Source organism: Bacteroides caecimuris, assembly GCF_001688725.2.
GTDB classification, from domain to species: Bacteria; Bacteroidota; Bacteroidia; order Bacteroidales; family Bacteroidaceae; genus Bacteroides; species Bacteroides caecimuris.
In genome coordinates, this window is record NZ_CP015401.2 from 174,122 (window position 1) to 199,058 (window position 24,937).

Below are 24,937 nucleotides of genomic sequence, written 5' to 3' on the forward strand. Positions count from 1 at the left end.
ACCATAGTTTTCTTTATTACATTAATTAATATCTGATTTGAGCACTGAACGTGATAGTGCGCGATTTCGGATAAGCCCCCAGGTCCATACGGCGTAGAGTAGAATCGCCGCTAGTTGATACGTCAGGATCAAATCCGTTGTATTTTTTCCAAAGATAAAGGTTCTCTCCATTTACACTCAAAGTCAAATCACGAATGCATTTCGTTTTTTTGTAGAGGTTGAATGTGTAGCCGATAGAGATATTCTTTAAGCGCAGGAATGTTGCATCATGAATCTGTAAATCACTTGGCACATGTGTATCAATACTTCCGGCACAGGGCAGGTCGGAGTTCGGGTTGCGAACCGGATGCCAAGAGTCAAGCATGTAGCGGTATTGGTTAGTAAACATACTACCCGACATATAAAGTTCGGCATAGTTGTAAATCTTACCGCCCAGCGAGTAGTTGAAATAGACACCTACTTTCCAGTTACCGAAACGGAATGTGTTCTGTAAACCTCCGTAAATCCAGGGGTCGGCATTACCGAGATATACCAAGTCATCCTGGTTGAGTGTTCCATCATGGTTGATGTCATAATAGCGTACCGTACCGTTTGAAGTGGTCGAGGGGGATGCGTAGGCATGAGTTGCTTTGTTACGGTTCACTTCGTCCTGATTCTTCCATACGCCACCATATTTGAAACCCCATAAAGCATTCAGAGGGTAATCTTTTACATAGCCGTACATCATATATGAGTTGTTGCCCGGCGCACCATACGCTTTTACAAACTCTTCGGTGCCGATGTCGTCCACATTTTGTTCATTGTGGGCGATGGTAAAGGTGGTTGACCATGAGAATTTTGGCTTTTCTATATTGCGGCTTTCTATAGTCAGCTCGACACCTTTGTTCGAAGTCTTACCAATATTGGTGAGACGGGAAGAATATCCGGTTTGTGTCGGAGTCTGAAGAGTTAGCAATAAATCCTTGGTCTTCGAGATATAGGCTTCGGCCGTTACAAACAATCGGTTGTTCAGGAATGCTAAGTCGATACCAAGATTGTAGAGGTCGGTCTTTTCCCAGGTCAGGTTAGGGCTTGCCAGACGTGAAGGATAGTATGCTGCAGGTTGCGAACCACCGAAAAGATAACCGTTTGTCGTACTGGAAAGGGCGGCCAGCGAACGATAGGCGCTGATTGCGTCGTTACCGGTACGTCCGGCACTCAGGCGGATAGACATTTCGTTAATCCAGTCTATCTCCTCCATGAATTCTTCTTTGGCGGCATTCCATTTTAAAGCTGCGGAGGGAAAGAACCCCCATTTGTTGTTGGCTGCAAAGTTGGATGCACCGTCATAACGACCTGTTACGGTCAAATAGTATCTCTGTTTGTAGTTGTAGTTGAAACGGGCCAACAGAGACATTTTGGTACGTTTGTTAGTGCCTGATGAGGCTGAGTACGTTTCTTTGTCCTGTACAGCGTTCATGTTATTCCATTTTACATTGTCGTCCATGTAACCTTTACCGGTGAGTGAGATATCATTCGAAGAAATACGCTGTCCGGTGAAACCGAGAAGTCCGTCGATTGTATGTCCGGAATCAAACGATTTCAAATAAGAAAGAGTGTTTTCCGTCAGAAGGTTTTGATCATCATATTCGGCTCGATAGGCTTCTCCGCCCTCTCCTTCAACCTTGGCAGGTAGGGTGCTTGGATAGTAACGGTAAGCGTGGCGTTGATACATATAGTAGGTGAATTGGCTCTTGAACTTCAAGTTCTTGACAGGCTCAATTTCTATGAAACCGGTATGATTAGTAGAATGGTGTGTCTGATAATTGGTGTTTAGCAATATAGTGGCTAACGGAGTATTAATCTTTTGACCGGAATAGTAGAAGGGGTTGTAGTCATCCATTGGTTGAATGTTGGGACTTAGATAGATGGCAGAGTTATACCATCCGGTTCCACCGATAGATGCCAGGTTCTTGTCATTGTGCCGGTAGGTATAGTTGCCGGTATATCCCACTTTCATCCAGTTGAAAAGCTGGTGAGTAAGAGAGACGCGCCCTGTAATACGTTCCTGTCCGCTTCGGCGGATTACGCCTTCGGTATTGTTATAACTCAAAGAAATGTAGTAAAAGGTTTTCTTTGTACCTCCCGACAAGGATAAAGCATAATTTTGGTACATGGCTGTGCGTCCGATAGTTTTTACCCAGTCGGTTCCTTCGCCTAAAGAGAAAGGATCGGAGTAGGGGTATGCTGACATGGGGGTACCATCGGTGATTTTATCATTGCCATCGGCTGTATTAAAATAAGCGTAGTCATTGCGATATTGTGCCAACTCGGATGCATTCATAATATCGAGTTTTTGGGGAATTTGGGAGAAGCCGATATCCGTTTTGAAGCTGATGCTTGGCCTATCTGCATTCATCAATCCTTTTTTGGTAGTGATGATGATAACACCATTACTACCTTTCGAACCGTAGATGGCTGTAGAGGAAGCATCTTTCAGTACAGAAATGGATTCGATGTCCGCAGTGTTCAAATCATTCAGGTCGTGAACGGCATCCATTACACCGTCGACTACAATTAACGGTTCGTTAGAAGCAGAAATTGAGCGTGTGCCACGTAAGCGAATGGAGGTCGTGGCGCCTGGTTCACCGGTTGTCGACATGATGTCTGCTCCTGCGATACGGCCTTGTAAAGCTTGGTCGATGGAGAGTACCGGAGCGTCCTGAATATCTTCCATTTTAACATTCGAAACAGAGCCGGTAAGATCGGCTTTCTTGACAGCGCCATATCCGATAACTACGACTTCGTCTAAGGCTGTTTTTTTGTCCGGCAAGAGTTTCACATGAATCTTTTCGCGTCCGGCTATTTGAATTGTTTTCTTTTCATAGCCGATAAAGCTGACTTCCAGAGTTCCGTTTTTAGGAACCTGTATTTCATACCATCCGTCCAGATTGGTCAGGGTGCCGACTTGTGTGGTGGTTTCTTTGATAGTAGCTCCAACCATTGGCTGGTCTTCTTCATCGAATACCGTACCGGACACTTTGATTTTTTGATTTGCGTTCTGCGCCACTGTTTCCGGGAGCAACAGGCAACATGCCACCAGCATAAGCAAAGTCTTTCGGATCGTATTCCAATAGAGCGATGCGTTGTTTTTGTTTACTAATTGTTTCATGTGCTTTTTATAGATTAAGCGCTTTTTTAATAAGTTTATTTATTATAGATGCGGCAAGTTACCGTCACCGGATAGTGATCGGAATAATTGTCGGTAAAGTCGTCCATTAAGATTTGGGCGTTGAGCATATTGCGCATAGCTTCTCCTGATGCATAGATGAAGTCGATACGAGAACCTTTATAAGACCCTGTCGGACCTGTCCAACCGCCATATACGGTAGGGCAACTACGCACAAAATTGACGTTCATTTCACGTATCGGATCTCGATAGCCGCTGTCGAGGATAGTCTGGTGCACCTGATAATTGATATTGCTGCCCGAAGCAAGATCGTTCTTGTCAAGTGGTGATGCCGAGTTGAAGTCTCCCATCATCAGCCAGTATTTTTCATCGGGATATTTACGAACTGTGTTGTCGAGGTAAGTTTGAATTTCCTCCAGGCGGTAAGCATCTCCATTGGCAGCGGTGGAGCCGGACGGAGCGTAGGATTGGGGATAAAGATGCAGTACGAGGATATTAATGCCTTTGATTTGGGCATGTATCCCTCCATGTGATACCCCTTTGCGGATACGGCTTATCACTTCAATCGGATATTTGGATGTGAGGGATACGGGATAACCTGTCTCCTTGCATATCTCTGCGTGGCTATGTCCCCAACGGTTTGCCAGTGCTGTAAGCGTTTCTTTAGTGAAACCATTGGTTTCTTCAATTGCCAGTATGTCAGGTGCTTGTTCACTGACCCAAGCTACAAAATTATCGTAGTTGTTGTCTTTGTCCAATTTCATTCCTTCGAGTATGTTGTAGCTTACCACTTTCAATGTTTCTGTCGTTACACTGGAACCGCTGTCCAGTTCGAGTTCTCCGGTAGGCAGTTCTTCTTCATCGTTGCAACTGGAGTGGCAGATAACCATCACTAATGCCATTGCAGCATAAAATATTTTGCAAAATTTATTCATAGTACATTTTATATTTATTGGTTATAGCGAATACTTACATACATCAGGCCACTGGTGCTGTTGTTGTTAATGCTGGCGGTATCGTAGGTTGTGGTTGTTCCGGCTTTGTTAACGGAAGGAATCAGTCGCAAGTAGACGGAGGTTTTGCCAAGCAAATCAAGAGGTAACTCTATGTTGGTGTTTTTCCATGCATTCAATTGTTCATAAAGGGTGTTGCCCCATTGCACTACATCCGGGATGGTGTATTCGCCTGCTTTATTCCATATCCCGTCTGGATTTCCGTGTTCAGACCATTCTACATTCCAGTAACGAGGTGCACCAATGGCATAGTTTAATGTAGCAAGCTGTAATGAAATGTGTGTGGCAGTGATGCCGGAAGTCGATATTTTTATCATCCAGCTGTTTGCTCCTGTAGTTGTCCACCAGTTTTTAGTTTGAAAAGCCAGATTCAGAGTACCGGAAATAACTCCTTTGGTGGTTCCGGTGATTTCTCCATTGACGAAAGGACCTACATGGCCGTAGTCGGGCGCAGCTGTAGGAGTAGTAGATGTATGCCACAACTCGCCGCTTCCGTATGAAGGAAGTACTTTGGTGCCCGAAAGTTTGAATGCATTCCATTCGGCAATGATTGTGGAGAAACTATTATCTTTTGACAGGTCGATTTTTATATCTTCGCGGGAGAGGTGGCGCATCTGATAGAGCCCGATATTTCCATCCTTTTCGAAGCGGGGGTATTCTTCGTGTACAATGATGCCTGAAACAGTTCCTGAACCTTGTGGCAACACACTGCCGTCACGACGGTAAGTACAGTCGATATTGGTCATTAGGAACATGCTTCTTCCTTGATTGTCGTGCATTAGCAAAGGATATCGGTCGACACGCTGTACATTGTAGCTGGGGCAATAGCCTTCGTTGAAAGGGGTGAAGGAACCTTTGTGGATGGGAAATTCGCAGTTCTTTAAGGTCACGAACGTGTAAACATCGTTATCAGTGAGCTCTGCCATCGTGCGTTCTTTTTTTATAATGTTTGTTGCGTCTCCTTTCTCCTTTGAAATAAAACTTTTAAGTCCCATATCTGTTAATGTGTAGCGTTGGGGCATGTCTTCTTTCTTTAGAGTTAATCCTTTTAGCCAGATTTTTACTTTTTCGAAAGGCGCAAAGTCGTTCAATTCCTTGGTGTCGAAAACCAATGCAAACCCATATTTGCCATCAAGGCTCTGTATGTAGCTCGTACGGTAAGTTGTAGACATGTCGATTTTCGTTTTGTCTAGTTGGGTGTTGGCAGCATTATTTGCTCCTGTTGCATCACAAACTATTATGCCTTCGATGGCTATGTCATCGTCAATTGTCAGCGTTCCGGCAGTAGCTTCCACCATTTTGCGGACTTCGGCAAAAGAGATGGTTCTTGTAGCTTTGGTACCTCCCATTTCCATTTGCCCAATATTGAAGTCGGTAGTGTAAGGCTGTCCCCAATCGTCAGTATAAGTAATGTGGAGGACGGCATTACGTTCGCCTACTTCGGGCTCATTGGCAGCCACTTTTACTTGCATCTTGTTCATCTCTTTATTGAATGCAAGTTGCGAAATCCATTCGTTGCCTTTGTCATAATCCACGGTCATCGCGATGCGAGTGCTGTCGCTGGCGGGAATATTGGTGTTGAGTGCTACTTCTATCTCCTTGCCGGTAGCGGGGACGTCGGTCTTCTTGTCCGAAAAGGAAATGGAAGGTGCTACACCATATTGGTAGATATAAATAGTATCTGCTTTTACCTTGTTGGCGAGCTTTACAATCACTTTACCTTTACGAGGAAACTTTTCATTTGCTCTCCAAACCAGATTGAAGCTTCCGTTTCCTTCTCCTTTTTTATGTTCGATGTTAATCCACTGACGGGTCAAGGAGTCGCGTTCCACTATCCATTCGCAGGTTGCTTTTAAAGGTATTTCACGCCTGCCGGCTTCCGATGATATGTAGATACTGGATGCATCGCCGGTAGTTATTATTTCCTGTGTTTCTTCGTCGTTACACGAAATATAGGAAAGTGACAGGAGCATCATGCTTGTATATAAAAATATATTTTTCATAGTTCCTTATCTTATTCCTCTAGTAAGTAATAGTATACGTCATCCAGTCGGTAGACATGGAAATTGTCGACAAACACACGGTTGTTGCCTGTCGAAAGGGTATAGTCGCCTCCGATAATCTGAATTTTGGTGTTAGCGGTAATGGGGCGTTCGGGGGTGCTTACTACATAGAAATCATGTCTCCCTTTATTCCACATTGTGTGGAGAACGTCTGCATCAAGAGGGTCGTAATAGTCAAGACTGACTGTCTTTGTAGTGGTGTGAGTCTCGGCAAATTCTCCTCCATTCAATATGTTTATGGTTAACTTGTTGTTGTCTTTTTCTCCGTTTTCGTCCATATAGGCAACTGCATCGAACGAAACGAGAAGAACCGAATCTCTTGCGATGTCAGTCATATAAGGAGTGAGGAGGTCAGCACCATGTCCTTGTTCATCACCAAGGCGGATGAAACCGAATTTGCCATAACAGTAGGCTTTGTCGGCTCCATTAGCAATGGTGGACGACCAATTGTATTCTTTTTGGGCTTTTGTCCAGTCGCCAATCAATTTTTCATTGCTTGTTACGTTTGGCGAAGCAGTGGACGAGCCATATTTCAACCATTCGAAATTTTCACTTAAACGAGTTGTGAATCCTTGGCAAATGTTGATAAACTTGCCATAGTCGACTTCGGGTGAGGTAAATGACAGGGTAGCAGTACGACGTTTGTAATCTTTGGTTTGCGCGTCCCACGTAAGACGCCATTCGTCTTCTCCTGTCGCTTCATTCCGCCCTGTTTTTTCTGCCTTTAACCAATTTTCAATTATTTCTTCTTTTTCCTGCTCATTAGCTGGAGTTTTACTCTGTATCAGAACAGAATAATTTGTGTTTGTTTTTACAAAAATAGAAAGCTGTCCGGCTTTTGGGGGAATGTTGAGGACTTCGTCAAGTTTCATTTCCGTTTTTTCTCCCGTTCGGCTGTCTACTTGACTCACACTGATAAATTCGTTTCTTCCCTCTTCGCCATCGTTGCAGCTTGAGAAGGAAAAAAGTAGTAAAAATAAGGTTAACAGAGGTAACCATTGCCTCCATCTTACATTTGCTGGCAAATGTTTACGCAATTTGGTTTTCATCATATAAATATAATTTAATTAAAAATAAAAAACTCTTATCTCTAAATGCGGAAAGCTGTGCTATGTATATTGCATATATGAACTTCGCATTTGAAGAAGGAAATACTTGTGGCTTTCCTTTTATTATGCTTGTTGTTTCTATTTTTATCTTTATTCTATATTGATGCCACAAATATAAATATAAAAAAACATATAAAAAAACTTTTTAGAAAGAAATCGAAAGAATTTGGATAGAGAAAGAAACTGTTTGTCTACTAAAAGCAATTCTGGACTCTCGAAATATGAGTATCAACGTATTTCTTTAATATGTATTTTATTGTAAAGTACTAAAGATATGTTTTAAGCATAGTTAGCTTCTTGTAAGGAGGAGAAATAACCCAAAAAGATTGAATCTTTTGTTGTTAGAATGTGGAAGGGATGGTTCTACCATTATCCTTTTTTTGTCAATATAAGAAGCGGTTTCCTTTTTTTTCCTTTACTTTGCATGGTAAACTGTTATATTCCGTTTTACTATGCGTTACTCCGTCATAATTCCTGTTTATAATCGTCCTGATGAAGTGGATGAATTATTGCAAAGTCTTACCATGCAACACTTTAAAGATTTCGAAGTCGTTGTTGTAGAAGATGGTTCCTCCATCCCTTGTAAAGAAGTAGTAGTCCGGTATGCAGACCGGTTGAATATAAAATACTTCTCTAAACCTAACTCCGGTCCGGGACAAACCCGCAATTACGGAGCAGAACGTAGCGAAGGAGAATACCTTATTATATTAGATTCTGATGTCATTCTTCCCGAAGGATACTTCGATGCGGTAGAAAAAGAACTTCTCGCTTCTCCTGCCGACGCTTTCGGCGGTCCCGACCGTGCACACGATTCTTTCACGGATATCCAAAAGGCGATAAACTATTCTATGACTTCTTTCTTTACGACCGGAGGAATCCGTGGCGGAAAAAAGAAGATGGACAAATTCTATCCCCGCAGTTTTAATATGGGAGTTCGCCGGGCAGTGTATGAGGCTTTAGGCGGATTTTCAAAGATGCGTTTTGGAGAGGATATTGATTTCAGCATCCGTATTTTTAAGAACGGCTATGCTTGCCGGCTTTTTCCGGATGCTTGGGTGTATCACAAACGGCGCACTGATTTGAAGAAGTTCTTCAAGCAAGTGCATAACTCCGGTATTGCCCGTATTAATCTTTATAAGAAATATCCGGACTCTCTGAAACTGGTGCATTTACTTCCTGCTGTATTTACGCTGGGAGTGGCATTCTTTTTATTAGGGACTCCATTCTGTCTTTTTAGTTTTTTGCCAATCATTCTTTATGCATTGTTGGTATGTGTGGATTCTACTATTCAGAATAAGAGTCTGACTATTGGTGTGTATTCCATAGCTGCTGCATTTATACAACTTATCGGCTATGGTACAGGCTTCTGGCGTGCATGGTGGCAGCGTTGTGTCAGAGGGAAAGATGAGTTTGAGGCTTTCCAAAAGAATTTTTATAAGTAAGCCAATTTTTTTCCTATTGCCTTTATCATTAAATTAAATAAGCTTACCTTTACACCTTCAAAACCTAACAAATGGAAAGTAAACACAAATTATCCATCAACCAATGGGCACTGGAGGACCGCCCACGGGAGAAAATGATGGAAAAGGGAGCAGCAGCATTGAGCGATGCCGAACTACTCGCTATATTAATTGGCTCCGGAAATACGGAAGAAAGTGCTGTTGAACTGATGCGACGCCTGCTTCTATCTTGTGATAACAATCTCAATTCCTTGGCAAAATGGGAAGTCTGCGACTATTCCCGTTTTAAAGGTATAGGACCGGCAAAGAGCATTACGGTGATGGCAGCTTTGGAACTCGGAAAGCGGCGGAGACTGCAAAGTACAAAAGAAAGAATTCAAATCACTTGTTCAAAAGACATCTATGAAATATTCCAACCTCTGATGTGCGATCTTGAACAAGAAGAATTTTGGGTTCTTTTATTGAACCAAGCAACGAAACTGATTGATAAAGTGCGTATCAGTACCGGTGGAATAGATGGAACATACGCCGATGTACGTACTATCCTTCGGGAAGCATTGCTGCAAAGAGCCACCCAGATAGCTGTGGTCCATAATCATCCTTCAGGGAATATCCGTCCTAGTCAGCCTGACAAAACACTGACAGAACATATTCGTAAAGCGGCAGATACAATGAATATCCACTTGATAGATCATGTTGTCGTTTGCGAAGACGGGTTCTTTAGCTTTGCGGATGAAGGATTGCTTTAAGTTTTTCTACAATCTTTATTCCCTTTTGCAACAATTTACCATCTAGGTACGTTTTTCATATTAGTGAAGATGGAGAATAAGTGTAATATTCTTTAGGTACACGATGCTCATTCCGTACCTAATTTTTTATGTTTCATTTTTTATCTCTATCTTTGCGATACATAACAAAATGAGAAGACGTATGGAAAAAATAGACATAGAAGAAAAGATTGTAGCCATGCTAAAAACGGTATACGATCCGGAAATTCCGGTGAATGTATACGATCTTGGACTGATTTATAAGATAGATGTCTCCGATAATGGAGAAGTGGTAATTGATATGACATTGACAGCCCCTAACTGTCCGGCTGCTGATTTTATCATGGAAGATATTCGTCAGAAAGTGGAATCGGTGGAGGGGGTGACTGCGGCTACCATTAATCTGGTATTTGAACCGGAATGGGACAAAGATATGATGAGTGAGGAAGCGAAACTCGAACTCGGTTTTCTCTAGTTACGAGTGATAACCTCATAATCAATCTCTTATAACTAACAACTCAAAACTCATGAAGAACGTTTATTTCCTTTCCGATGCGCATCTTGGGTCTCGTGCCATAGAGCATGGACGCACCCAGGAAAGACGACTGGTGAACTTCCTCGACAGTATAAAACATAAGGCTTCTGCCATTTACCTGTTGGGAGATATGTTCGATTATTGGTATGAATTCCGGCTGGTGGTTCCTAAAGGTTATACCCGTTTTTTGGGAAAGCTTTCAGAGCTGACAGATATGGGAGTAGAAGTTCACTTCTTTATTGGCAATCATGATATTTGGTGTGGAGATTACCTCACGAAAGAGTGTGGTGTCATTATGCATCGTGAGCCGTTGACTACCGAAATCTATGGGAAAGAGTTTTATTTGGCTCATGGTGACGGACTGGGTGACCCGGACAAGAAGTTTAAATTGCTGCGCTGGATGTTTCATAGTACAACACTTCAGACACTGTTTTCCGCCATCCATCCCCGTTGGAGTGTGGAGTTAGGTCTGTCATGGGCAAAGCATAGCCGGCAGAAACGGGCTGATGGAAAAGAGCCCGATTACATGGGTGAGAATAAGGAACATTTGGTACTCTATACCAAGGAGTATTTGAAAAGCCATCCTAATATCAATTTTTTTATCTACGGGCATCGGCACATTGAATTGGACTTGATGCTAAGTGCGACGTCGCGCGTGCTGATACTTGGCGACTGGATTAATTTCTTCTCTTATGCCGTGTTCGACGGTGGGAATCTTTTTTTGGAAAACTATATCGAAGGGGAGACACAAATCTGATTTTCCTCATCAAGAAAAACAAGATCACGTTTTCAGATTCATCCTATTCATAAGTGATGGATGTTTGAAAACGTGATCTTGATATATCGGGTTGTTTATGATAAATCGTTCTTCTGAAAGAAGATTACTTCTTTTCTCCCGTACCTGCCGTGAAGTTCAGATGTATCACATCGCCGGTTGAACCTTGTATGGAATAGCCGTCTCCTCTCTCTGCCCAACTGTCGATAAGATTGAAATCACGATAGAAGATTTCACCGTTGTGGAGTGTGAATTCCGTTCTCCACCAGTCGAGATCTGTTTTGAAGCACATACGCACTTCTCCGTTTCCGGTCATGGCAGGAGATACGAAGTTGCCGTCTTTGGTATCTGGGACCGTAAACTTCCATGCGTTATTGAACGACCACGAACCGCTGGTCACGTTACCGAACAGATATACTTCTGCCGGATAGAAGGTGATGGTGAACTGATAATCATTGCCTTTGACAGTTGCTTTGACGTGGAAGATATACCATCCGGCGTTTTCTACGACAAAGTTGTCGCTGCCGCTGATTTGGGCTCCGGTTTTGTCGGTAACCGTCACGCGGGTGTCGTTAATACCGATATATTCGTCTTTCTTTGTGCCGAACTTGAATTCGGAGTTAGCATCGAAGTAAACCATTGAATAGAACTGACCGTCCATGCCGTAAACTGGAGTCAATGGCTTCCATACTTTCCATGCGGTATCCAACATAGAACCTACAAGGAACATGGTCTTGGGAGGCGTCAGTGTACTGGCAACCTTGGAAATCAGAACTTTCGGTAGCTCAATCACATTGGACAAACATACCCCTCTGCTACTACCTGTGATGTTGGCTTTCAGGCGGATGTATACAGCTACCGGTTCGGTGGGGAGTTCCGCTTGTTCTCCGTTTACGGCAGTCCACAAATCGAAAAGTTCACTGTTCAGTTCAGAGGCGTCTATGTCTATGGTTGTGGTTGGGTAGGTACTTCCCAATTCCGTGTAGTTGGCCTGCGTGTCATCTGTTGCTTCCGTGAAATCCTGTTCAAAGGAAACGTGTACCTTGTAGGTGGTGGCTGCCGTGAATCCGTAGTCTGGTTGCGAACAGGTGAGTTGTACGCTTTCGGCATTTTTCAGGTCGTATACGTTGTCGGCTGCATGAGCGGGAGTATCGAGCGTAAATGTGTCGGGTTCGTTCAAGACCGGATTGCTGTCATTGTCTGTTTCGCATGCCGTGAACAAAGGAAATGCAAACGTGGCAGCCAATAATATATTGAATATTTTCTTCATAATGATATTCTTTTATATAATGATGGACTACTGATTAATAATTGGAATTTTGTGACATATTCGGATTGTTGTTCAAGTCCGATACCGGAACCGGGAAAACGTTGTAGTGTGAAGCTACAGGCGCCCCGTTCATTGTTCCCCCTTTCCAGTCCCAAACGTACTTGTTTGTTGTGAACATATCGAAGCGAACCAGGTCGGAACGACGGCGGCCTTCCATGTAAAACTCGCGTGACCATTCATCAATAAGTTCCTGTTCAGTCACAGTCTCTACCATTCTTGTGCAGTTGGCGCGCGAACGAAGTTTATTGATATCCGCTGTCGCGTCTTTATCTTGACGGAAGAGAGCTTCGGCACGTGTCAGATAGGCTTCTGCCAAGCGGAACAGGGGGATGTCGGTGTCCGGATATTCGGTATGATTCACGGGTTTGCCGTCCGAGCGGTAGTTCTGCCATTTGACGATGGACAATCCATTGGTGAATCCCGTGATGGCATCTGTCTGGAGTTTACGTCTGCCACCTCCTACACCGGAATACAGCATGGCTCGGTCGTCGCCGGCTGCTTGGATGATATCTTCCGTCCGGAGACCGTATTGGGCATCGAAAGCGTCAATCTGTGCATCCGTATCCAATCCTTCGTTGGGAATTTCCACATCGTCGGGCAGTACGGGCACTTTGGTAAGGTCGGGGAAGAATTTCTGCACCATTGCTGCGCGGGCGAAGATGCAAGACCATCCGTTGGTGGTTCCCATGCGGGGCATGCCGGCAATGCGGGTGGCGCAGATCAAATAAACGGATCCGCCGTGGTTGCGTGTTTTCACGCCGTCCTGGCGGATGGGCAGGATGATTTCCTGCATGGCATTGGGGTTTTCATCATTGTCTGCCATGAATAGTTCGGCATAATTGTCGCACAGTTCATATCCCGAGTCGATTACTTTGCCAGCATATTCTTCTGCCTTTGCATAATCGGTTTGTCCGGTATATACACCTGCGTTCAGGTACAGACGTGCGCGGAGTAACCAGTTGGCTGCCTTGTCCGCACGGCCGAACGGTGCTTGGCGGGGTTCATACATATTGCCTTCAATATCGTTCAGTTCGTTTTGAATATAGGCATAGAGTTCGGCGCCTTTCTTTTCGACGGGTAATTCGTTGTTGAAGTGCTCTTTGAACGGTGCTTTCCCGAACAAATCGAGGAAGTACCAGTAGTGCAAGGCACGCAGGAAGCGTATTTCAGCGCGTTGGCGTAAAGTCTCTTCGTCTGTTTTCCCTTCCGTTTGATCCAGGAAGAAGTTATACTGTGTGATGTTGTATCCTAAGCGGACATACACCCACTCGGTGCGTTGGCTGGAAGAGTTCCAGTTGATGTTTGTAAATTGAGGAATGTCTTGGTTGTCCTGCCACGCCCAGAGACATTCGTCTGAGGGCAGTTCGTTGCAGTTGAAAGTGGTACGGTAGAAACCGGATTCGCCCTCGTCCTGTCCGTCAAGATCGGCGGAACCGGCGATACCCTTTTGTCCGGTCAACCCTAACATGGCGTATCCTTTCACAAATACGCCTTGTTGGTCAAAACTTCCGTCTGTCTGAGGGTCGATAGGACTAATATTCAGGTCGTTGATGCATGAAGTTACTCCCAAGGAGAGAGAAGCAATCAGTGCAGCAGAAAATAGTTGTTTTATATATCTTATTTTCATAATAGTTTGATTTAATGTAATTTAGAATTGAAGGTTTAACCCTAATAAGAAAGTCATGGCTCTCGGGTATGGATTGGCGTCGATGCCGCTTCTCACTTCAGGGTCAAGACCTTTGTATTTGCTGATGATAAACGGATTCTGTACTGTGGTTAGCGTACCGGATATACGAGCAGGGCGACATAGACCGTGCTTATAACTACCTGAATTGCTCGATGGAAGATGCTGTGGCTTGTAATGCTCGGCTGCGCTTTATTGAGGTCACCGAGTTTTTCCCTATTATAGATAAGGTGTACAAATTGAAAGAAGAAAAAGAGCGTGCCGTCTTCCGGACAATGCTTATCAGTGTCAGTATGCTCTCTTTCTTTCTCCTGATTGCCGTTTTCTATTTGTATCGCTGGATGAAGAAACTGTTTGCCATGCGGCATGATTTAAGTTTGGCGAACAAACAGATGCAGACAGTAAATAAGGAACTGGAACAGACGGGAAAAATTAAAGAGGTATATATCGCCCGCTATCTGGACAGATGTGTCAACTATCTGGATAAGCTGGAAACGTATCGTCGTTCACTGGCGAAGTTAGCTATGGCGTCACGTATCGAGGACCTGTTCAAAGCCATCAAATCCGAACAGTTCATCCGTGACGAGCGGAATGAATTCTATAATGAGTTTGATAAGTCTTTCCTGAAACTGTTTCCGAACTTTATTACCGCCTTTAATGAACTGCTGGTAGAAGAGGGGCGCATATATCCGAAATCCGACGAACTGCTGACAACCGAACTTCGTATCTTTGCTCTTATCCGTTTGGGGGTGGTAGACAGTAATAAGATAGCCCACCTGTTGGTTGAATTAAATTAGAGAATATTTTATCTGCCCAATCGGACGATGATTAACGAAATTGACATATTGCATGAACGTCATTGCAGCGATTTTGCCTGCCATTCGGGTGAAAAGACCGCAGGATTGCTTTGCGTAGTTTCGTATCATCATAAGATTGTCGTTGAGCTGAGAAAATATCGTTTCGATACGTTTACGGAACCTCTTGTATGCCCATGTGGGCGGACGCCAGTTTTTCTGATTAAGCCGATATGGAACTTCAAGAGTGATATTTGCTGCCTCAAAGAGATTCTTCTGAATCTCAGCACTGAGATAGCCTTTGTCTCCAAGCATCATGCAATCATGATATTCCCAGCGTACGTCCTTGAGATAATGAAGGTCATGGACGCTTGCGGCAGTCATGTCAAAGGAATGGATAACACCACGTATTCCGCAGACTGCATGGAGCTTATATCCATAGTAATGCAAGCCTTGCGAAGCGCAGTATCCCCAGTCAGGAGCCGCATCGGGATTGTCTTGTCCCATGGTGCATCGTTTCGCCCGTGCGTTCTGGCATACCTTTACAGGTTTGGAATCAATGCAGAACACATCTTCGGATCCATCAATGGCTCCGGCTACATCCTTGCGGATTTCTTCTGCAAGTCGTGCTGTAAACTTACGTCGGGCATTGAACTGTCTCCGACTGATCAGGTTTGGAAAATCCTCCTTACACTCATTATGCAATCGATGAAAAAGAAGATTCTCGCTGTCGAATCCGAAGGCTTCGGCGGTTATGCCGAGAGCAATTACTTCGAGGTCCGAGAACTTGGGGACAACGCCACATCTTGGGACGTTTCCGAGTTCATTAACACGATTTCCAGCGAAATCCTTGCATATTCCGAGGATTCTGACGAAATTTGCTATGAAGTTGCGCATAAGCAGTGCAATAGTACTTAGTAGTTTGGTCACCACTAATTTACTAATAATCTGTGAATTGTGCAACTTTTTCATTTGTAGATATTTAAAACTTTAATTCAACCAACGAGTATAGCCCATTTCCTGGGATACTCGTTGGCTACTATCTATAATTATCGTAGTCGGATGCGTAATAAAGCTGTCGGAGACAAAGATCAGTTCGAGCAGAATGTAATGAACCTATAATGTCATTCAAAGATAACAATGTGTTATTGCTTCGTAAGATACGAGGCAGTAATGTCTGTGTATAAAGCAAATATTCACGTTTAGTGTTCAATAATCCACCGTATCTCTCTCTTTTTTTCTACCTTTCCTCTAAAAAGAAAAATCTCCCGCTCTTATATTCGCATGTAACTTACTTGTATCTAATCAATTACACTTATAGTCCGTAAATTTTCCCACAAAACGTCTAAGACGACAAGTATTTTGTCGTCTGAACTAGTAAAGTTTGTTACTTTCCTCTTCAGCCTAAAAGGACTACGCCGGTGTCCAATCCCTCTATGGATACAATAATTTTGTAAACGCGCTCATGTGGCAGCACAAAGGTAATTATGTTGTCGATAGAGGTATATCGGAAAGGTCTATCCGACCAATAACGATTCTAATGCTTGAAGATCATTTTGCCATTCCGCCTCCTTTTCAAGCCGCTTGAGGTAAACATCTATAAAATCCTCGTCTTTTGTCAGCATGTGCCATACCGCGACCAATAGCTTTCGGGCGATGGCTACTTGTATCTTCATCTTGTTCTTATGGCGTTGGGTGCATTGCACGTAGCTGAAGTTTGAGAAAAAGCAGTTTCGGGTTCTTGATGCGACCCAGGATATTTCAATCAATATCTGACGCAGGAATCGGTTCCCATGCGTCGTCCTGTTGCTTTTGACTTTATTGTTGCTTATATCATTGCGTGGTTTCAATCCACACCATCCCACAAGGTTTGTTGCTTTTTCAAACGGTTTCATGTCAGCCCCGGTCTCCGCAATTATAGCCGAAGCGGCGCGTTCTTTAACACCGGGGATGCTCTGTAGACGTTTGAATTGTTTCGGGAAGTGTTCCTGGCACATGGAAATGAGGGCATTCCTGCATTCTTCGATTTGTCGCTCGATTACCCCTATAAGCTCTGCGTATTGCTTTAACAAACAGATGTCTGCCTGGTGAAAGTCACCCGTTACGGCATCCTTTATGATGTTGCGTCCGTATTTCCGTAGAGTTTTTCCATGAATGAGTTTCACAAGCTCCTCAGGGTCGGTTATCCCGGTTATTATTGCACGGACGCATTTCTGATAGCTTTTTCCATTGACTCGGGATACATAGTTACTTAACCGGAAACCGCATCGCTGTAAAGCAGCGTCCTGTTTATTGCTGTTATACGTCAGGTCCTCATTCAGGTCGAAGATGCGACGGTTATACTTGCGCATGTCCTGCACTGTCTTATCCGGCACAAAACTTCCACGAATCAGATTCTTCAACAAGCATTCCGCTATCCATTGGGCATCCTTCACATCACTCTTGCGACCGGGAAGCTGCTTTATAAAATAAGGATTTACCAATTTGAGAGACATGCTCTCGCACAAGGCATTCCACACAGGGACCCAATAGGTTGAAGTGCTTTCCATGGCTGCCTCTGTCACCCCATGAGAAACCATCTCGGAACACATAAGTTCTAAATCAGGAGTCAATGTACCATAAACTTTTGCAAAAATAACGGCCTCTGTATTATCCATCACACAGAGATAAATTGTATCTTTGTGGACATCAAGGCCGGCCACGATTCTGTCTTTGTCCATATTTGAGATTTTTTAGTTACACTCCTTAAATATAGGACATTCGTAACAATTAAACGAAGTATGAAGCAGAGTTTGAGGGTTGGCCTCGGTTTTTATTGGGCCGGTGTAGAAAAACTCGATTTTTCTATATAATTTTGTAGGCCTAATCTAAAAATAAATATACTAGAGAATGAAAAAGTTAATCTACACGTTGTTCTTTGTCCTTATCTCCGTTGTTGCCAACGGGCAGGCGAAGTACGTATTCTATTTCATCGGGGATGGAATGGGGGTCAATCAGGTAAATGGTACGGAGATGTATCAGGCGGAAATTCAAAGTGGTCGCATTGGCGTCGAGCCTTTGTTATTTACTCAATTCCCAGTTGCTACTATGGCAACTACTTTCTCTGCTAAAAATTCAGTAACCGACTCTGCTGCTGCAGGTACTGCATTAGCAACAGGCAAGAAGACTTATAATCATGCAATTTCTGTGGGAGAGGACAAGAATGCTATTCAGACTGTAGCTGAAAAGGCAAAGAAAGCTGGTAAGAAAGTTGGTGTAACTACTTCTGTTAGTGTAGATCATGCTACTCCTGCCGCATTCTATGCACATCAACCCGATCGTAATAGATATTATGAAATAGCTTTGGATTTGCCAAAAGCAAATTTTGATTTTTATGCAGGTGGTGGTTTTCTTAAACCGACTACATCTTTTGACAAGAAAGAAGCTCCAAGTATTTTTCCTATTTTTGAAGAAGCCGGATATACAGTAGCACGTGGCTACAATGACTATAAGGCAAAAGCTGCAAAAGCAGAAAAGATGATCCTGATTCAGGAAGAAGGTGCTAATCCATCTTGTTTACCTTATGCTATCGATCGTAAAGAAGGTGATTTGACTTTAGCGCAGATTACAGAAAGTGCAATTGATTTTCTTACTAAAGATAATAAGAAAGGGTTTTTCTTGATGGTAGAAGGTGGCAAAATAGACTGGGCGTGTCATGCGAATGATGCTGCTACAGTGTTCAACGAAGTAAAGGATATGGATAATGCTATCAAGGTAGCTTATGAGTTTTATAAAAAACATCCGAAAGAAACCCTTATTGTCGTTACTGCCGACCATGAAACAGGTGGTATCGTGCTGGGTACAGGAAAATATGAATTGAACCTGAGCGCATTGCAGCATCAGAAACATTCTGCTGACGGACTTTCACAACGTATTAGCGAATTGAGAAAATCAAAAGGCAATAAAGTGACTTGGGAAGATATGAAAACATTCCTGAGCGAAGAAATGGGTTTCTGGAAACAATTCCCTATTTCATGGGAACAGGAAAAGAAATTACGTGATGAGTTTGAAAAATCATTCGTGAAGAATAAAGTCGTATTTGCTGAGAGTATGTACTCCAAGAGTGAACCGATGGCTGCACGTGCTAAAGAAGTGATGGATGAAATAGCTATGGTAGGTTGGGTAAGTGGCGGACACTCTGCCGGTTATGTGCCTGTATTCGCTATCGGCGCAGGTTCTCAACTGTTTGGAGAAAAGATTGATAACACGGAGATTCCTAAAAGAATTGCGAAAGCAGCAGGATATAAATAAGAATAGAATTGTATGAATATAAAAATAGCCGGGAGTCCTTGAATTCCCGGCTATTTTTATATGTCTTGCAAATTATGCTTTTACACGTCCTACGTAAGAACCATCGCGAGTGTCGATTTCAATTGTTTCACCTTCGTTGATGAACAACGGAACACGTACGGTTGCACCTGATTCTACAGTGGCAGGTTTCAGTGTGTTGGTAGCTGTATCACCTTTCACGCCCGGTTCTGTATAAGTTACCTTCATTTGAACCTTGATCGGCATGTCTGCATAAAGAACAGTTTCTGTAGAAGCGTCAGAAACAACTTCCAATACTGCACCTTCGAGCAGGAAGTCAACACCGTTAATCAAATCGTGAGCGATAGGGTGTTGGTCGAATGTTTCTTGGTTCATGAAGATATAATCATCTCCTTCTTTATACAAAAATTGGTATGGACGACGTTCTACACGTACATCTTCCAATTTTTCACCGATGTTGAAACGGCGTTCGAGAACGTAACCGCTAACTACATCTTTCAGTTTAGTACGCATGAAAGTATTACCTTTACCTGGTTTTACATGCAGGAATTCGATACAGAAATAGAGCTTTCCGTCCATACGGATACAAGTTCCGTTTTTGATGTCTTGAGCATTAATCATACTGCTATTTTTCTTAATCTATTATTGTTATTTAATTGTTTTCGCAGGAATTCGACTGCAAAAGTAATCTAAATCAGTAAAAAACACAAAAACTTTTGAGCAAAAATGAGTTATCTCTTGGTTAATTTAAAAAAAATGCCTATTTTTGCAGCCCGATTACATAGAATAATAACATAAAAACAAGATACAGTAATGAAAAGAACATTTCAACCCTCTAACAGAAAGAGAAAGAACAAACATGGTTTCCGTGAGAGAATGGCATCGGCTAATGGTCGTAGAGTATTAGCTGCTCGTCGTGCGAAAGGCAGAAAGAAACTGACTGTTTCTGATGAGTACAACGGACAAAAGTGGTAATCACCTATCATCAGGAAACAAAAAAAGGCGTGGAATTTAATCTTCGCCTTTTTTTTGTTTCCTAATTTTCTGGAGAATAGTGCGTTAAAAAGCAATGGTGTTTGCTCTTGTTTCTAATTTTTTGTTTTTCTTTGTGGTATAGAATAAAATTCATAAACAAACATACGGAATGGAATAAGCAGATTCGGGACCTGAAACCCCGTATAATTATAATAAGGTTGTTGAAATCTATAGGAGTGGGGATTATAGTTGCAGCAATTCTGGCGATGATAAGTGTTCTTGCATAGCGGATGGGGACATTTTTCATCGCTTACTTTTTAAAAGTTCAACTATTTTGTCGTATCTTTGGCGCATATTAACAGCAATGCGTATGACTATTAAAGAATTCTTTTCTTTTAAAACAAATAAATTTTTCTGGGTGAACATTATCGCCATGATTGTAGTGGTGGTAGTGATGATATTTGGTGTATTGAGGTGGCTTGATATACATACTCATCATGGTGAAACTGTTGCCGTTCCCGATGTGAAAGGGATGACGGTGGACGAAGCAGCGAAAATGTTCAGGAATCATGGTTTGGTATATGTGATTTCTGATACCAAATATGTGAAGGATAAAGCAGCAGGTATCATTCTCGAACTGAAGCCGGGAGTCGGTGAGAAAGTGAAAGAAGGACGTACGATATACCTGACTGTCAATACATTGGATGTACCTTTGCGTGCTATTCCCGATGTGGCGGACAACAGTTCGCTCCGTCAGGCGCAGGCTAAATTGCTGAATGCCGGTTTCAAACTGAATCAGGTTCAATTGGTAAGTGGTGAGAAAGATTGGGTATACGGCGTGAAGTATCAGGGACGTCAGTTGGCTGCTGGCGAGAAAATTCCTGTGGGATCTTCGTTAACATTGATGGTAGGAAACGGTTCCGGTGATACGTCGGGAGAAGATTCGGCCGATGTTCCAGTAGATACGGACCAGCCGGTTACGTCAGAATCGTCATCTACTCAAGATGATAGTTGGTTTTAATAGATAAATAACAGAAACGGACTCGCATGATAGAGGAAGAACTTCCGGATGAACTGGAGAATGATTTGGATGATATAGAACCTGTCGGTAACGAATCCCAGCTTTACGAACACTTCCGTGTGGTTGTAGATAAGGGACAAGCGATGGTCAGAGTCGACAAATATCTGTTCGAACGTATTGTCAATGCTTCGCGCAACCGTATTCAGAAGGCTGCCGAAGACGGATTCGTTATGGCCAATGGCAAGCCGGTGAAAAGTAGCTACAAAGTGAAACCGCTGGATGTCATAACGGTGATGATGGATCGCCCTCGTTATGAAAACGAGATTATTCCTGAAGATATTCCCCTTACTATTGTTTATGAAGATCCATACATAATGGTGGTGAATAAACCGGCAGGGTTGGTAGTGCATCCGGGACACGGAAACTATCATGGCACGCTGGTTAATGCACTCGCTTGGCACATGAAGGATATACCTGATTACGATGCCAATGACCCGCACGTGGGACTTGTTCATCGCATCGATAAAGATACTTCGGGCTTGCTGGTGATTGCCAAGACACCAGATGCCAAAACAAATCTGGGACTCCAATTTTTTAATAAGACTACCAAACGAAGATATCGTGCTCTGGTGTGGGGCGCTGTAGAACAGGATGAAGGAACGATTGTCGGTAATATCGCCCGCAATCCGAAAGACCGGATGCAGATGGCAGTGATGTCTGACCCGATGATGGGCAAGCATGCCGTTACGCACTACCGTGTATTGGAAAGACTGGGATACGTAACCCTTGTGGAATGTATACTTGAAACAGGGCGTACCCATCAGATTCGTGTCCACATGAAGCATATCGGTCATGTATTGTTCAATGACGAACGTTATGGCGGGCATGAGATACTGAAAGGAACTCATTTTAGTAAATACAAACAGTTTGTAAATAATTGCTTTGACACTTGTCCCCGACAGGCTTTGCATGCTATGACGTTGGGGTTTGTGCATCCCGTCACAGGTGAGGAAATGTACTTTACTTCCGAACTTCCGGATGACATGACCCGGCTTATCGAGAAGTGGAGAGGCTATATAAGTAATAGAGAATTAGAATGAAACGCAACATCGCTATCGTAGCAGGAGGAGATACCTCTGAAATTGTAGTTTCCCTGCGTAGCGCACAGGGTATTTATTCCTTTATCGATAAGGAAAAGTATAATTTGTATATCGTGGAGATGGAAGGCCGTCGCTGGGAAGTACAATTGCCGGACGGAAATAAAGTGCCGGTAGACAGAAACGACTTTAGTTTTACGAACGGAACAGAAAAAGTTGTGTTCGATTTTGCTTATATCACCATCCACGGTACGCCCGGTGAGGATGGTCGCCTCCAAGGATATTTTGATATGATGCGTATTCCGTATTCCTGTTGTGGAGTATTGGCAGCTGCCATTACATACGACAAGTTTACCTGCAATCAATATCTGAAAGCTTTCGGAGTGCGCATTGCCGAATCATTGTTGCTACGCCAGGGACAATCGATTTCTGACGAGGAAGTAGTGGAAAAGATCGGTTTGCCTTGTTTTATCAAGCCTAGTCTGGGAGGTTCGAGTTTCGGAGTTACGAAAGTAAAGACAAAAGAACAAATACAGCCGGCCATTGTTAAAGCTTTCGGAGAGGCGCAAGAAGTGCTTGTAGAAGCGTTTATGGATGGAACGGAATTGACTTGCGGTTGCTATAAGACCAAAGAGAAGACAGTCATCTTCCCGCCTACGGAAGTGGTGACGCACAATGAGTTCTTTGATTACGATGCTAAATATAACGGACAGGTAGATGAAATCACCCCTGCGCGTATCTCGGACGAACTGACCGAGCGTGTGCAGATGTTGACTTCGGCTATCTATGATATATTAGGTTGTTCCGGCATTATCCGTGTGGATTATATTGTAACTGCCGGTGAAAAACTGAATCTTCTCGAAGTCAACACAACTCCGGGAATGACTACTACCAGCTTTATCCCCCAGCAAGTGCGTGCAGCCGGACTGGATATAAAGGATGTGATGACCGATATTATTGAAAACAAATTTTAATCACGTGATGGATCTGACAGAGTTTAATGAAATTCGTCCTTACAATGATGAGGAACTTCCCCAAATCTTTGAGGAACTGATTGCTGACCCGGCTTTTCAGAAAGCTGCTACCGGGGCTATACCGAACGTTCCATTTGAACTTCTGGCGCAGAAAATGCGTACCTGTAAGACTAAGCTTGATTTTCAAGAAGCATTTTGCTATGGTATTTTGTGGAAGATAGCGGCAGATCATACCGCCGGACTGACACTGGATCATACCGCCATACCGGATAAAAGTAAAGCTTATACGTATATATCGAATCATAGAGACATTATTCTCGATTCGGGCTTTCTCTCTATTTTGTTGATTGACCAGGGAATGGATACGGTAGAAATAGCGATTGGAGACAACTTGCTGATTTATCCCTGGATTAAGAAACTGGTACGTGTCAATAAATCATTCATTGTGCAGCGGGCATTGACAATGCGGCAGATGTTGGAATCTTCAGCACGTATGTCTCGTTATATGCATTACACCATTTCGGAGAAAAAACAGTCCATTTGGATTGCGCAGCGTGAAGGGCGTGCAAAAGATTCGAATGACCGTACGCAAGACAGTGTGTTGAAAATGCTGGCAATAGGTGGTGAAGGTGATTTGGTAGACCGTTTGATAGAAATGAACATTGCTCCGCTTGCTATTTCATACGAATATGACCCGTGTGATTTTCTGAAAGCGCAGGAGTTTCAGTTGAAGAGAGACATCGAAGGGTATAAGAAGACGACGCAGGACGATTTGATTAATATGCAGACCGGTCTTTTCGGATATAAAGGCAGGGTACATTTTCAGGTTGCCCCTTGTCTGAATGATGATCTGAAAGAGTTGGACCGTTCGTTGCCGAAACCGGATTTATTTGCCCGTGTCTCTGCTTGTATTGACCGACACATTCATTGTAACTACCAGTTATATCCGGGAAATTATGTGGCGTACGATTGGCTGAATGGCACAACGGAATTTGTATCCAATTATACGGAAGAAGAGAAACAACAGTTTATGAACTATATTGAACAACAATTGGCAAAGATCAAGATTCCGAATAAGGATGAGGACTTTTTGCGTGAGAAGTTGTTATTAATGTATTCCAATCCGTTAGTTAATTATTTAGCAGCTTGCCGATGAAAGGAGGAAAATTACATGTTATCTGGTTGTGGGGATTGCTTTTCCTGATGACTGCCTGTGGAGATGATGATTATTATTATCCTTCGGTGAAACTGGAATTTGTGACTGTAAAGACTGGAGATGATGGTCGTATACAAACGCTTATTCCTGATAAGGGAGAGGCTTTGCCTGTGGCGGAAGACCGTACGGGGTCTGTTATTGCCGCAAATACCTACAAACGTGTAATGAGTAACTATGAAGTGCTTTCGGACGGAAGTGCAGCTACTATATATTCTTTGCAATCGCTCATTGTGCCGCTGCCTAAGCCGGAAGATGATCCGGTGTATAAAGACGGTATAAAGCAAGCCCCGGTAGAGGTGGTCAGTATTTGGCTGGGGAGGGATTATCTGAATATGATCCTGAATCTCAAGGTCAGTACAGGCAAAGGACATACTTTCGGCATAGTGGAAGATGTGTCTGAACTTAAAACAAATGGTATTGTGAATATGTTGTTATACCATGATGCGAACAGTGATGAAGAATACTATAATCGGCGTGCTTACATTTCCGTTCCTTTGGAGCAATATATGGATGAGGAGCATCCTGACCGAACGATAAATATTAAGTTTACATATTGTACGTACGATAAGGATGGATCTGCGGTAGTATCTGAAAAGTATTGTGATCCCGGGTTCGACTATACTCCTGGGCAGAATTGAATAATAGAG

General features: G+C 43.1%; 20 protein-coding genes and 1 pseudogene. 12 read left to right on the forward strand and 9 right to left on the reverse strand.

The genetic code is table 11. The features are described from left to right. Window positions 1–25: 25 nt before the first annotated feature. Genes A4V03_RS00585 through A4V03_RS00600 form a run of 4 tightly spaced genes read right to left on the reverse strand, consistent with a single transcriptional unit; the run spans window position 26 to window position 7,297 of the window. Window positions 26–3,151, reverse strand: a complete 3,126-nt coding sequence (locus A4V03_RS00585; protein ID WP_201442228.1) for a SusC/RagA family TonB-linked outer membrane protein — start codon at window positions 3,149–3,151, stop codon at window positions 26–28. A 35-nt stretch (window positions 3,152–3,186) separates the two neighbouring features. Next, window positions 3,187–4,104 carry an endonuclease/exonuclease/phosphatase family protein gene (locus A4V03_RS00590; RefSeq protein WP_065537550.1) on the reverse strand — a complete coding sequence of 306 codons (918 nt, stop codon included), beginning with the start codon at window positions 4,102–4,104 and terminating at the stop codon, window positions 3,187–3,189. 14 nt (window positions 4,105–4,118) lie between these two features. Further along, on the reverse strand, window positions 4,119–6,185 hold the full coding sequence (locus A4V03_RS00595) for a DUF5689 domain-containing protein (protein ID WP_065537551.1): 2,067 nt from the start codon (window positions 6,183–6,185) through the stop codon (window positions 4,119–4,121). Between the two features lie 11 nt (window positions 6,186–6,196). Next, window positions 6,197–7,297 (reverse strand): hypothetical protein, encoded by a 1,101-nt coding sequence (locus A4V03_RS00600; RefSeq protein ID WP_065537552.1) that lies wholly within the window; start codon window positions 7,295–7,297, stop codon window positions 6,197–6,199. 509 nt (window positions 7,298–7,806) lie between these two features. On the opposite strand from A4V03_RS00600, the gene A4V03_RS00605 reads away from it, so the two are divergent. The 4 genes from A4V03_RS00605 (at window position 7,807) to A4V03_RS00620 (ending at window position 10,873) form a co-directional block, all read left to right on the forward strand. Next, on the forward strand, window positions 7,807–8,796 hold the full coding sequence (locus A4V03_RS00605) for a glycosyltransferase family 2 protein (protein ID WP_065537553.1): 990 nt from the start codon (window positions 7,807–7,809) through the stop codon (window positions 8,794–8,796). A 71-nt stretch (window positions 8,797–8,867) separates the two neighbouring features. After that, complete coding sequence (gene radC, locus A4V03_RS00610; RefSeq protein WP_065537554.1) at window positions 8,868–9,563, forward strand: RadC family protein; 696 nt, start codon at window positions 8,868–8,870, stop codon at window positions 9,561–9,563. A gap of 181 nt (window positions 9,564–9,744) precedes the next feature. Next, window positions 9,745–10,056, forward strand: coding sequence for a metal-sulfur cluster assembly factor (locus A4V03_RS00615; RefSeq protein WP_065537555.1), 312 nt, complete (start codon window positions 9,745–9,747; stop codon window positions 10,054–10,056). A gap of 52 nt (window positions 10,057–10,108) precedes the next feature. Beyond that, entirely contained in the window at window positions 10,109–10,873 is a 765-nt protein-coding gene (locus A4V03_RS00620) for a UDP-2,3-diacylglucosamine diphosphatase (RefSeq protein WP_065537556.1), read from the forward strand. Between the two features lie 124 nt (window positions 10,874–10,997). On the opposite strand, the gene A4V03_RS00625 is transcribed toward A4V03_RS00620, so the two are convergent. Together A4V03_RS00625 and susD are read right to left on the reverse strand one after the other, a co-directional pair. Continuing rightward, on the reverse strand, window positions 10,998–12,161 hold the full coding sequence (locus A4V03_RS00625) for a SusF/SusE family outer membrane protein (protein ID WP_065537557.1): 1,164 nt from the start codon (window positions 12,159–12,161) through the stop codon (window positions 10,998–11,000). Window positions 12,162–12,195: 34 nt separating this feature from the next. Beyond that, window positions 12,196–13,848, reverse strand: a complete 1,653-nt coding sequence (susD, locus tag A4V03_RS00630; protein ID WP_065537558.1) for a starch-binding outer membrane lipoprotein SusD — start codon at window positions 13,846–13,848, stop codon at window positions 12,196–12,198. A 149-nt stretch (window positions 13,849–13,997) separates the two neighbouring features. Between susD and A4V03_RS00635 the strand changes: the two are divergent. After that, a pseudogene (locus A4V03_RS00635) lies at window positions 13,998–14,687 on the forward strand (DUF6377 domain-containing protein); the annotation flags it as partial. A 6-nt stretch (window positions 14,688–14,693) separates the two neighbouring features. Here the strand turns inward: A4V03_RS00635 and A4V03_RS00640 are convergent. Further along, entirely contained in the window at window positions 14,694–15,671 is a 978-nt protein-coding gene (locus A4V03_RS00640; RefSeq protein ID WP_065537559.1) for an IS982 family transposase, read from the reverse strand. A gap of 545 nt (window positions 15,672–16,216) precedes the next feature. After that, window positions 16,217–17,419 (reverse strand): IS110 family RNA-guided transposase, encoded by a 1,203-nt coding sequence (locus tag A4V03_RS00645; protein WP_065537560.1) that lies wholly within the window; start codon window positions 17,417–17,419, stop codon window positions 16,217–16,219. Between the two features lie 169 nt (window positions 17,420–17,588). On the opposite strand from A4V03_RS00645, the gene A4V03_RS00650 reads away from it, so the two are divergent. Further along, the gene (locus A4V03_RS00650; protein ID WP_065537561.1) at window positions 17,589–18,989 is read left to right on the forward strand and encodes an alkaline phosphatase; all 1,401 of its coding nucleotides are present in this window, start codon (window positions 17,589–17,591) and stop codon (window positions 18,987–18,989) included. Window positions 18,990–19,061: 72 nt separating this feature from the next. Here A4V03_RS00650 and efp read toward each other — a convergent pair whose 3' ends face one another. Then, the gene (efp, locus tag A4V03_RS00655) at window positions 19,062–19,628 is read right to left on the reverse strand and encodes an elongation factor P (RefSeq protein ID WP_065537562.1); all 567 of its coding nucleotides are present in this window, start codon (window positions 19,626–19,628) and stop codon (window positions 19,062–19,064) included. Window positions 19,629–19,820: 192 nt separating this feature from the next. Between efp and rpmH the strand changes: the two genes are divergently transcribed. The 6 genes from rpmH to A4V03_RS00685 all read left to right on the forward strand — a co-directional run bounded on the left by rpmH (window position 19,821) and on the right by A4V03_RS00685 (window position 24,928). After that, on the forward strand, window positions 19,821–19,982 hold the full coding sequence (gene rpmH / locus A4V03_RS00660; RefSeq protein ID WP_005678985.1) for a 50S ribosomal protein L34: 162 nt from the start codon (window positions 19,821–19,823) through the stop codon (window positions 19,980–19,982). Between the two features lie 370 nt (window positions 19,983–20,352). After that, a complete protein-coding gene (locus A4V03_RS00665) occupies window positions 20,353–21,003 on the forward strand; it encodes a PASTA domain-containing protein (RefSeq protein WP_065540222.1) in 651 nt (216 codons plus the stop codon). 26 nt (window positions 21,004–21,029) lie between these two features. Next, window positions 21,030–22,103 carry an RluA family pseudouridine synthase gene (locus A4V03_RS00670; protein WP_089280765.1) on the forward strand — a complete coding sequence of 358 codons (1,074 nt, stop codon included), beginning with the start codon at window positions 21,030–21,032 and terminating at the stop codon, window positions 22,101–22,103. Continuing rightward, the gene (locus tag A4V03_RS00675; RefSeq protein WP_065537563.1) at window positions 22,100–23,074 is read left to right on the forward strand and encodes a D-alanine--D-alanine ligase; all 975 of its coding nucleotides are present in this window, start codon (window positions 22,100–22,102) and stop codon (window positions 23,072–23,074) included. The genes A4V03_RS00670 and A4V03_RS00675 overlap by 4 nt, the downstream gene beginning before the upstream one ends. A gap of 7 nt (window positions 23,075–23,081) precedes the next feature. After that, window positions 23,082–24,230 carry a 1-acyl-sn-glycerol-3-phosphate acyltransferase gene (locus A4V03_RS00680; RefSeq protein WP_065537564.1) on the forward strand — a complete coding sequence of 383 codons (1,149 nt, stop codon included), beginning with the start codon at window positions 23,082–23,084 and terminating at the stop codon, window positions 24,228–24,230. Continuing rightward, window positions 24,227–24,928, forward strand: a complete 702-nt coding sequence (locus A4V03_RS00685; protein WP_065537565.1) for a NigD1/NigD2 family lipoprotein — start codon at window positions 24,227–24,229, stop codon at window positions 24,926–24,928. The genes A4V03_RS00680 and A4V03_RS00685 overlap by 4 nt, the downstream gene beginning before the upstream one ends. The last annotated feature ends 9 nt before the right edge of the window (window positions 24,929–24,937 follow it).

What these genes read in the sequence shown, in the direction of transcription:
- A4V03_RS00590 (WP_065537550.1), bottom strand. Translation starts at nt 4,104, where the DNA reads ATGAATAAATTTTGCAAAATATTTTATGCTGCAATGGCATTAGTGATG.
- A4V03_RS00640 (WP_065537559.1), bottom strand. Translation starts at nt 15,671, where the DNA reads ATGAAAAAGTTGCACAATTCACAGATTATTAGTAAATTAGTGGTGACC.
- A4V03_RS00620 (WP_065537556.1), top strand. Translation starts at nt 10,109, where the DNA reads ATGAAGAACGTTTATTTCCTTTCCGATGCGCATCTTGGGTCTCGTGCC.
- A4V03_RS00585 (WP_201442228.1), bottom strand. Translation starts at nt 3,151, where the DNA reads ATGAAACAATTAGTAAACAAAAACAACGCATCGCTCTATTGGAATACG.
- A4V03_RS00670 (WP_089280765.1), top strand. Translation starts at nt 21,030, where the DNA reads ATGATAGAGGAAGAACTTCCGGATGAACTGGAGAATGATTTGGATGAT.
- A4V03_RS00595 (WP_065537551.1), bottom strand. Translation starts at nt 6,185, where the DNA reads ATGAAAAATATATTTTTATATACAAGCATGATGCTCCTGTCACTTTCC.
- A4V03_RS00600 (WP_065537552.1), bottom strand. Translation starts at nt 7,297, where the DNA reads ATGATGAAAACCAAATTGCGTAAACATTTGCCAGCAAATGTAAGATGG.
- susD (WP_065537558.1), bottom strand. Translation starts at nt 13,848, where the DNA reads ATGAAAATAAGATATATAAAACAACTATTTTCTGCTGCACTGATTGCT.
- A4V03_RS00665 (WP_065540222.1), top strand. Translation starts at nt 20,353, where the DNA reads ATGACTATTAAAGAATTCTTTTCTTTTAAAACAAATAAATTTTTCTGG.
- A4V03_RS00650 (WP_065537561.1), top strand. Translation starts at nt 17,589, where the DNA reads ATGAAAAAGTTAATCTACACGTTGTTCTTTGTCCTTATCTCCGTTGTT.
- A4V03_RS00645 (WP_065537560.1), bottom strand. Translation starts at nt 17,419, where the DNA reads ATGGACAAAGACAGAATCGTGGCCGGCCTTGATGTCCACAAAGATACA.
- A4V03_RS00615 (WP_065537555.1), top strand. Translation starts at nt 9,745, where the DNA reads ATGGAAAAAATAGACATAGAAGAAAAGATTGTAGCCATGCTAAAAACG.
- A4V03_RS00680 (WP_065537564.1), top strand. Translation starts at nt 23,082, where the DNA reads ATGGATCTGACAGAGTTTAATGAAATTCGTCCTTACAATGATGAGGAA.
- A4V03_RS00685 (WP_065537565.1), top strand. Translation starts at nt 24,227, where the DNA reads ATGAAAGGAGGAAAATTACATGTTATCTGGTTGTGGGGATTGCTTTTC.
- radC (WP_065537554.1), top strand. Translation starts at nt 8,868, where the DNA reads ATGGAAAGTAAACACAAATTATCCATCAACCAATGGGCACTGGAGGAC.
- rpmH (WP_005678985.1), top strand. Translation starts at nt 19,821, where the DNA reads ATGAAAAGAACATTTCAACCCTCTAACAGAAAGAGAAAGAACAAACAT.
- A4V03_RS00625 (WP_065537557.1), bottom strand. Translation starts at nt 12,161, where the DNA reads ATGAAGAAAATATTCAATATATTATTGGCTGCCACGTTTGCATTTCCT.
- efp (WP_065537562.1), bottom strand. Translation starts at nt 19,628, where the DNA reads ATGATTAATGCTCAAGACATCAAAAACGGAACTTGTATCCGTATGGAC.
- A4V03_RS00675 (WP_065537563.1), top strand. Translation starts at nt 22,100, where the DNA reads ATGAAACGCAACATCGCTATCGTAGCAGGAGGAGATACCTCTGAAATT.
- A4V03_RS00605 (WP_065537553.1), top strand. Translation starts at nt 7,807, where the DNA reads ATGCGTTACTCCGTCATAATTCCTGTTTATAATCGTCCTGATGAAGTG.